This is a genomic window from Floccifex sp. (genome assembly GCF_051873495.1).
In the GTDB taxonomy this organism is placed as follows: domain Bacteria; phylum Bacillota_I; class Bacilli_A; order Erysipelotrichales; family Erysipelotrichaceae; genus Floccifex.
In genome coordinates this window covers 23,686-32,190 of sequence record NZ_JBJEEX010000096.1, presented here as the reverse complement: position 1 = coordinate 32,190, position 8,505 = coordinate 23,686, and the positions used below count along the sequence as shown (strand labels likewise).

The window sequence follows — 8,505 nt, the reverse complement described above, 5'->3', positions numbered from 1 at the left end:
ATTTCTTTATCAAAATTGATTTAGGATTATGTATGACATTAAGTATGTTTATCTTCGTTTTAGTAAAAAGAAAGAGCACAACCTAGGTTGTGCTCTTTCTTTTAGAGAAGAGAGATAAATATATTATGTTTCACAAAGGACTTATTAGCAGATATTATATGTGATTTCCTTTGTTGTCTATATAATAACGTAAAGATATCAAATAAATTTCTTAAAATTTTGGAAAAATATGTGAGAAAAGATAAAAAAATTGTTAATAAAGATAAAACTGATATAATAAATACCATGAAATTCATATATAAAACAATTAATCCCAAAATTAAAGAAGAAACACCTTTATTTGAACTATTAAATGCCTTAGCTATTTTAGAACACCTGACATGGAAACAAGTCTATGGACAATATATTATGATTCTTCATACCTATGGAAATGGCCCAAGTGAAGATGAAAAAAATATGAAGTGTTTATTACATGAAACAGGATATACATATAATGTCGCTTCACAATTTAAAGGCTATGCCATTGTCAAACGACAAAATCATTTCTATGCCATGATCCAAGAAGATGAATTAGTATTATATGGAATTGTGAATCCTAAGTATTTGGATCCTTTTGAAGAATATGAAATTTATTTAAAAGACTTTAAAAGAGGATACCAAAGACAAAGCATTAAAAACCACAATACTTATATGAATTCTAATTTTACTTTTACTAATTCCAATCCCTTTGGGAATTTAGTACAAGACTGTAGTATACGAGCTTTATCGATTGCTTTAAAATTAAACTGGCATGAAACACTAGATGTTTTAGCGGGTTATGGATATAAAATGAATCAGCTTCACTTAAATCATGTAGATGTTGTTGAAAAGGTATTAAAACAATACCACTTTATAAAACACAAACATCTTCCATATCGTTTAAATGTATTACAATTCTGTGAAAAAATAAAAGACGAGTCAGGACCTATATTATTATATGCCGGTAAAAACCATATTACGGTTTTAGTGAAACAATCAAATGGATTCATTATTAAAGACGCCTGGGATTGTTCGAGTGAACTAGCAGGGGATTATTTTATTTTAGAACAAGAACAAAAAGAAGAAATCAATTACCTTGATACGATTATTGAACATCCAACATACGGTCAAGGATTGATTTATAAAGTAGAAGGAAATAAGTTATTTGTATCATTTGATGAAAAAGATTGTATTTTAATGAAAGAATGGGTTGATAAAAATTGTAAGACAATTTAAAAGGTCCCAACTGTTATCACTAACGCTGAGACCTTTTAAGAGATGAATCTATTCATGTGTACTCCTTTCTGATTGATCTATGTTGAATACCTTTTATTTTTTTAGTCTATATTCGGTATGTATATAATATAGACTTTTTTTATGTTCCCATTGGTTTGTCCTCTTTTCTTTTCACTTATACTATACAATAAACAATATAAAAATAAATAAAAGTGGAAAAACTGGTATTAAAAAAGGAAGAAGTGGTTAAGCTTCTTCCTGTTGTTTTTGAATACTATCATAAGCCGAATACATTGGCTTAATATCTTTATGTTTAAAGGTACGATCAATATAGTTTTGGGTAATTTGTTTAACAGTTGAAGAACAAACAAGAACCCCAATTAAATTGGGAATCATCATCAGTCCATTAAAAGTATCACTTAAATCCCATGCTAGAGTTAAATCCATTGTAGCGGAGAAAAAAGACATTCCACAAAATAAAAGCTGATAAACAAAGACAAATTTTTCACCAAGTAAATATTCTACACTCTTTGATCCATAATGTGACCATCCCAATACCGTGGAGAAGGCAAACATTAAAATGGCTACGGCAATAAACATAGGACCAATTGTTCCGAATACATTTCCAAACGCTTGTCCAACTACACTACTAGCGGATACTTCAACAATCTGCATGCCCGTATTTAAATCAAAGAATCCACTTGTCAAAACAACTAATGCCGTTAAAGTACAAACCACAATTGTATCGGCAAAGACTTCAAAGATTCCCCACATTCCTTGTTGCACAGGTTCTTTGACATTGGAACTAGAATGAACCATAACCGAGGATCCTAAACCGGCTTCATTGGAAAAAGCCCCTCGTTTAAATCCCCAGACAACAGCTTGTTTAATGGTAAAACCAATGATTCCACCTTTAATAGATTGTAGACCAAAAGCGCCTTTAAAAATAGCTTTAAAAGCTGAAGGAACCAATTGAATGTTATAGAAAACAACAATTAATGCACCGACAATATAAATAATGGCCATAGCAGGTACTAATTTTTCAGTAACAGAAGCAACACGTTTAATTCCGCCAACAACTACAATACCAACTAAAAACACAAGTAAAATACCAGTAATAAAGGTAGGAATATGAAAAGCAGTATAGAGGTTACCAGAAATGGAATTAACTTGGGCAATGTTTCCGATTCCAAAACTGGCAAGAACACAAAATAAACTAAATAAAATAGCTAATATTTTTCCAAGTGATTTTAATCCTTTTTTAGAACCAAGGCCATTGGCTAGATAATACATAGCACCACCAGACCATTCCCCTTTTTTGTTTTTAATACGATAATAAATTCCTAATACGTTTTCCGAATAATTGGTCATCATTCCTAATATTGACATAACCCACATCCAGAATATGGCACCAGGTCCACCACTGATAATGGCACTGGAAACACCTACAATGTTTCCGGTTCCAATGGTTGCGGCAAGAGCTGTACATAAGCTTTGAAACTGACTAATTTGTTTATCGTGTTTATGAGTATGAGCGCGAACACTTTCATCTTTAAAAATGGCTCCAATTGTTTGTTTGATCCAATGTTTAAAATGCGTAATCTGAAATCCTTTATTGACCAGTGTCATCCAGACACCAACTAAAAACAATAAACTCAATCCCAGTGGTCCCCATACAAAACCATTTACTAAATCATTAATGTTTTTTAAAACGTTCATAATACCCTCCTAGTGGTGTCTTTAGAGTATGATTGTCTATATTGATTATGAAATATAAACAAGTGTTCACACTTAATGGTCAAAAGATATCATATATTTGTTTTTATGACAAGTATATTTTGATTTCAAATAAATTAATTTGGTTTCATAATTAAAATGATATAACATATATAATTTTTTAAAATATAAGATATACTAAAGAAAAAGCGAGGAAGAATATGAAAAAAATAGTTAAAGTAAATCCTTACTATGAACCAAGAATGTGGGGAGGATCCAAACGCTTAATGGAAGAATTCCACTATGTAACGAATGTAGCTCCTTTAGGAGAAGTTTATAATATTGTTGCCTTAAAGAACCATGCCGATTGTTTTATACCTGAAATGAATTGTACTCTAAGTGAATTATATGAAAACAAACCCGATTGGTTTCACTGTGAAACCAATGAATTACCAATTCGGGTAAATATTCTAGACCCATCGGATGACTTATCGATTCAAATTCATCCCGATGATGACTTTGCCCGAAAATATAATGGTGGAAGAGGAAAACCAGAGGCATGGGTTATATTAGATACTATTGAACAAGGAACCATTGAATTTGGACATTACGCTAAGACAAAAGAAGAATTTATAACTTGGAGTAGAAACCATGAATGGGATAAACTACTTAGATACTTAAAAGTAGTGAAAGATGGATTTATTAATATTCCTTCAGGTACACTACATGCCATCGGGACTGGTGTACTCACATATAATATTTCTAGAAACGCCGATTGTACACTTCGCTTATATGATTATGATCGTATTGATCCATCAACCAATCAAAAACGTCCTATTCAAATTGAAGAAGTCTATGAAAATGTTAATATTCCCGATAAATTAATAGAATTTCAAATGTTTCCAAGTGTAGATGAACTAGGAATTCAAGTGACTCGTTATTGGGATGAACCAGGATTGTATACATTAATGCGCCTACAAGTAAAAGAAGCAGGACAATTTTTACATCCTAATTTCTGTTTTCTAACTTGTGTAAAAGGAAGGGGAACTATCAATGGAATTTGTATTGAACAAGGAGAGACAATATTAGTTCCGCATGATTTTGGTTGGCTTCAATTAGAAGGAGAAATGGATATCTTTTTAGCTAGTTATCGAAATAAAGAAAAGACTTATGAATAATCACGAGTCTTTTCATTTTTTGAGAAGAGAGTATGAAGATATCAAAGTTTTCCTTTGATGGCAATATACTATAATAATCATTTGTTAAAAATATATTATAATTATGTTAAATAATGTGATTATATATGAATAAAATTATTAAGATTAAACAAACTTGATATTTTACATTGATTTTAATACACTTTAATTATGAAAAATGATTTATTAAGAAGTGTTAGAAAAATATGTGAAACAGCAGTTGATACTGTTGATAAAGGTATGCAAGAACTCAATCGTCAATTGGATCCCAATGTTAAAAGAATCCGTGTTCCCAGTGATGCATCTCAATACTATCATCGAAATTATGAAGAAGTATTTGATGAATTTGAGGCTTATGGATTTAAAGATATTGTCTTACTCGAACAAAAAGATTTGACCTTTGGAGTGTTTGTTCATGACGGAGCAGTGGAACAAGTTTCTATTGATGGGAAAGCAAACTTTAAACAAAACCAGCGTTTTGATGAAAACAGTCGGGTTGTCATCATTTACCACACATTTAGACCATAAAAAAAGAAGGCAGCTGCCTTCTTTTTTGTGTGTTTATAGGCATTCGTCAAATAAATGACTAACAAATCCTCCTAAACAAATCATAAAAGTTAAACCGACTACGGATGTTAATACAAACATATACGTTCTCCTTTCCATCTATATAATTTCATAATATGTACTATAAATAAGGAAACAATTCCTTATGAATCCATTAAAACATGAAAAAAATAGATGTCAAATTTCGAAAACGATTACATTTAATGAAAACGTTATCAACTTTTATGTATACGCTAACAAAAAAAGAATAGTACCTTGACTATTCTTTTGATTCCATAATACTCATATAAGCCGGACGAATAATTTTATCCATACAAATTAATTCTTCAATACGATGAGCTGACCATCCAACAATACGAGCAATCGCAAACATTGCAGTATATAGTTCTTGAGGAATTCCTAACATATCATAAACAAATCCAGAATAAAAATCGACATTAGGAGAAACTCCTTTATAAATTTTACGCTTATTGGCAATAACCACAGGAGCTAGTTTTTCAACGTTTTGATAAAGCGTTAAGTCATCGTCTTTGCCTTTTTCTTTCGCTAATTGTACCACATATGATTTAAAAATGCGTTCACGAGGATCACTAATAGAATAAACCGCATGTCCCATTCCATAGATTAATCCCTTTCTATCAAAAGCTTCTTTATCAACAATTTTCTCTAAATACGCTTGTACTTCCTCTTCATTGCTGTAGTCACTTACATGATGACGAATATCATCCATCATTTCCATAACTTTGAAGTTTGCCCCTCCATGTTTTGGACCCTTTAGACTAGACATAGCTGCACAAATCGTAGCATATGTATCAGAACCAGAAGAAGTAACAACACGAGTTGTAAAAGTAGAGTTGTTTCCTCCACCATGTTCCATATGAAGAATTAAAGCGGTATCTAATACTTTTGCTTCGGTTTGCGTGTATTTTTTATCCGGACGAAGGAGCATTAAAATATTTTCGGCCGTTGATAAATTTGGATCCGGATGATGAATAAACATACTTTCGTATTTTTCATAGTGATTATAGGCATTGTATCCATAGATTGCCAAAAGAGGGAATTCTGCAATTAATTGAATACACTGACGAAGAACATTCGAAATGCTTGTATCTTTTACATTTGGATCATAACTCGCTAGCGTTAAGATACTTTTCGTCATGGAATTCATAATATCATCGCTAGGTGCTTTCATAATAACATCACGCGTAAAGTTAGTAGGAAGTTTACGACATTCTCCTAACATTTGTTTGAATTCTTTCAATTGTTCATTGGTAGGAAGTTGTCCCATTAATAATAAGTACGCAATCTTTTCATAGCCAAATTCATTTTCATCTAAACTATTGATTAAAGTTTCAACACGATATCCACGATACCACAACTGACCATCACAAGGCTCTTTTTTACCATTTACGGTCGTGGATGAAATGATTTTGGAAATATTTGTTAATCCGGTTAAAACACCTTTTCCATTTTCATCACGTAATCCTTTTTTTACACCGTATTCTTTAAATAAAATGGGGGAAATCATATCGTTTTCACGACAAATTGGTTCTTGTTTTAAAGCATATTCATTTAATTTATTTCTGTCCATTGTTTTTTCCTCCTGTCTGTTCTTTGACTACATCCTGTAATTCTTTTATTAATGATAATAACTGAAATAATTTATCTTTTCCATAGATTTGAATTACACGACTATAAAAATCTTTTAAGTAAGCTTCTTGTGATTCTAATAAGTCTAAACCATCTTGGGTAATGATAAGATACGTTCCATTTTCACCATGTCCATCATGCGTCCAAGTCACATAGCCTTTATCGGATAAAGGTGCAATGATTTCCGATAACTTTTGATATGAAATTTGCATGGCATCCGCTAAATCTTTTAAGTAGATTTTATCACCTGGACAATGATTTGAGATTTCTTTTAATGCAACGTATTCATTCATTGTTGTACGATCAAAGAAATCACGAATTTCATTTTGATTTTCATAATATTGATCAATTATTAATTTATTTACCGTATTCACAAATTCCTTCTGCATACAAACCTCCTATTAGTTCAAAATTGAATAATTTCATTTTGAAGTATTTAATTTTAAAAGTCAATTCATAACAAAAAAAAACACGAAAAATCGTGTTTAATAAAAGATAGGCCAAAGCGCAAAGGCAACGGCGATTCCCAAAAAGAAACCACCTACAACCTCAATTAATTTGTGCCCTAAAATTGTTTTAAGTTTTTCATGATAAATCGGATCATCAAAACGCAAATTGGTGATTGTTTTTAAATCTTTGATAAGCTGTTGCGTTAATTCAATATTTTTTCCAGTATAGTAACGAACATGACAAGCATCGTACATCACAATAAAAGAAAAGACACAAGTAATCGCAAATAAAGAAGAATCAAATCCATGTTGTAAACCAACTGCAACACTTAAGGTAGTAACGGTTGAACTATGCGAACTCGGAAAACCACCACTGGCAAGCACTTGTTCTAAATCCCATTCACCAGTACGATAATAATACACAAACATTTTTGATACTTGAGCAATCAGGTTACTAATTAAGGAAGCAACGAGTAAATAAACAGAATCAGGCATAGATCCTCCTTTCGTGTTTTTATTATATCATGTTGTCCTTATTTTTGTATTACTTTTAAATAAGGTATATAATGAACACATGGAAAATAAAGAAAGTATGAAACAAGTATACCCACTAGGATTTGGGGAAGAAGTAGGAAATTGTATTAGCCATGGTGTTATGGGACTGTTATTGTTGTTTGCATTACCATATTATGCCATTCGAGCATACATCCAACAAGGTGCTTTACACGCTACGGGTATTTCCATCTATATTATATGTATGATCTTTATGTTCATGGGCTCTTGTCTTTATCATTCAATGCCACATGAAACAACGCACAAATATGTATTCCGTAAAATTGATCATATTATGATTTTATTGGCTATTGCAGGTACTTATACTCCTATTTGTTTGTCTTTAATTCATAATTGGGTAGGATATGTTGTATTAGCTATTGAATGGGTTATGGCTATATTTGGAATTCTATTAAAATCCATTTCCAGTAAAGCACATCCTAAATTGTCAATGTGCATTTATATGGTTATGGGCTGGTTAGCTATTTTAATTCTTCCGACTTTATTAAAGAAAGGAAGTCCAGTTTTTCTAGCTTTGATTGTAGCAGGAGGTTTATTGTATACAGCCGGAACATTTTTCTATAGTAAACCACAAAAACGATTCTTTCACTTTACTTGGCATATATTTATTTTGCTAGCTAGTATTTGTCACATGATCGCAATTTTCTATTTTTTATAAAAGGTAATTCAAGTAATTATCTTTTTTTAGTGGAGAAGGTATATGAAAAAAATAATATTATGTTTGTTTCTATTTCTTGTTGTTGGATGCACTACAAATACAGGATATCAAAACATCACGCCCAAACAAGCAATAGAACTATTAGAAACAGAAGAATGTATTTTACTAGACGTAAGAACATTAGAAGAATATGAATCTGGTTATATTCCAGGGGCTATCAATGTTCCCTTAGATTCAATTGAAACATTTAAAGAAGACAAAGATGCATGCATACTTGTTTATTGTAGAAGTGGAAATCGCTCTAAAAAAGCGAGTCAGTTATTGGTCAAAATGGGATATAAGAATGTATATGACTTAGGTGGAATACAAGATTGGCCTTATGTGATTGTACAATAATTTGTAGTGTCTTATGCTATAATTATAAAGAAGAAAGTAGGTGAAA

At 31.4% G+C, this 8,505-nt stretch carries 9 protein-coding genes; 5 read left to right on the top strand and 4 right to left on the bottom strand.

Annotation, left to right across the window (positions count from 1 at the left end):
- Positions 1-285 precede the first annotated feature (285 nt).
- Positions 286-1,254 carry a hypothetical protein gene (locus ACI313_RS05755; RefSeq protein WP_320607752.1) on the top strand — a complete coding sequence of 323 codons (969 nt, stop codon included), beginning with the start codon at positions 286-288 and terminating at the stop codon, positions 1,252-1,254.
- Between the two features lie 246 nt (positions 1,255-1,500).
- Here ACI313_RS05755 and ACI313_RS05750 read toward each other — a convergent pair whose 3' ends face one another.
- The gene (locus tag ACI313_RS05750; protein WP_320104466.1) at positions 1,501-2,973 is read right to left on the bottom strand and encodes an alanine/glycine:cation symporter family protein; all 1,473 of its coding nucleotides are present in this window, start codon (positions 2,971-2,973) and stop codon (positions 1,501-1,503) included.
- 218 nt (positions 2,974-3,191) lie between these two features.
- Here ACI313_RS05750 and ACI313_RS05745 point away from each other — a divergent pair, with 218 nt between their 5' ends.
- Positions 3,192-4,148, top strand: coding sequence for a type I phosphomannose isomerase catalytic subunit (locus ACI313_RS05745; RefSeq protein WP_439755515.1), 957 nt, complete (start codon positions 3,192-3,194; stop codon positions 4,146-4,148).
- A 189-nt stretch (positions 4,149-4,337) separates the two neighbouring features.
- The gene (locus tag ACI313_RS05740) at positions 4,338-4,694 is read left to right on the top strand and encodes a hypothetical protein (RefSeq protein WP_320607912.1); all 357 of its coding nucleotides are present in this window, start codon (positions 4,338-4,340) and stop codon (positions 4,692-4,694) included.
- Between the two features lie 298 nt (positions 4,695-4,992).
- On the opposite strand, the gene ACI313_RS05735 is transcribed toward ACI313_RS05740, so the two are convergent.
- From ACI313_RS05735 to ACI313_RS05725, 3 genes are all read right to left on the bottom strand, one after another.
- On the bottom strand, positions 4,993-6,324 hold the full coding sequence (locus tag ACI313_RS05735; RefSeq protein WP_320607911.1) for a citrate/2-methylcitrate synthase: 1,332 nt from the start codon (positions 6,322-6,324) through the stop codon (positions 4,993-4,995).
- On the bottom strand, positions 6,311-6,772 hold the full coding sequence (locus tag ACI313_RS05730) for a MarR family winged helix-turn-helix transcriptional regulator (protein ID WP_320607910.1): 462 nt from the start codon (positions 6,770-6,772) through the stop codon (positions 6,311-6,313). Before ACI313_RS05730 ends, ACI313_RS05735 begins: the two co-directional genes overlap by 14 nt.
- A gap of 96 nt (positions 6,773-6,868) precedes the next feature.
- A complete protein-coding gene (locus ACI313_RS05725) occupies positions 6,869-7,327 on the bottom strand; it encodes a divergent PAP2 family protein (RefSeq protein WP_320607909.1) in 459 nt (152 codons plus the stop codon).
- Between the two features lie 79 nt (positions 7,328-7,406).
- Between ACI313_RS05725 and trhA the strand changes: the two genes are divergently transcribed.
- Positions 7,407-8,063 (top strand): PAQR family membrane homeostasis protein TrhA, encoded by a 657-nt coding sequence (trhA, locus tag ACI313_RS05720; protein ID WP_320607908.1) that lies wholly within the window; start codon positions 7,407-7,409, stop codon positions 8,061-8,063.
- 42 nt (positions 8,064-8,105) lie between these two features.
- Entirely contained in the window at positions 8,106-8,459 is a 354-nt protein-coding gene (locus tag ACI313_RS05715; RefSeq protein WP_320607907.1) for a rhodanese-like domain-containing protein, read from the top strand.
- The last annotated feature ends 46 nt before the right edge of the window (positions 8,460-8,505 follow it).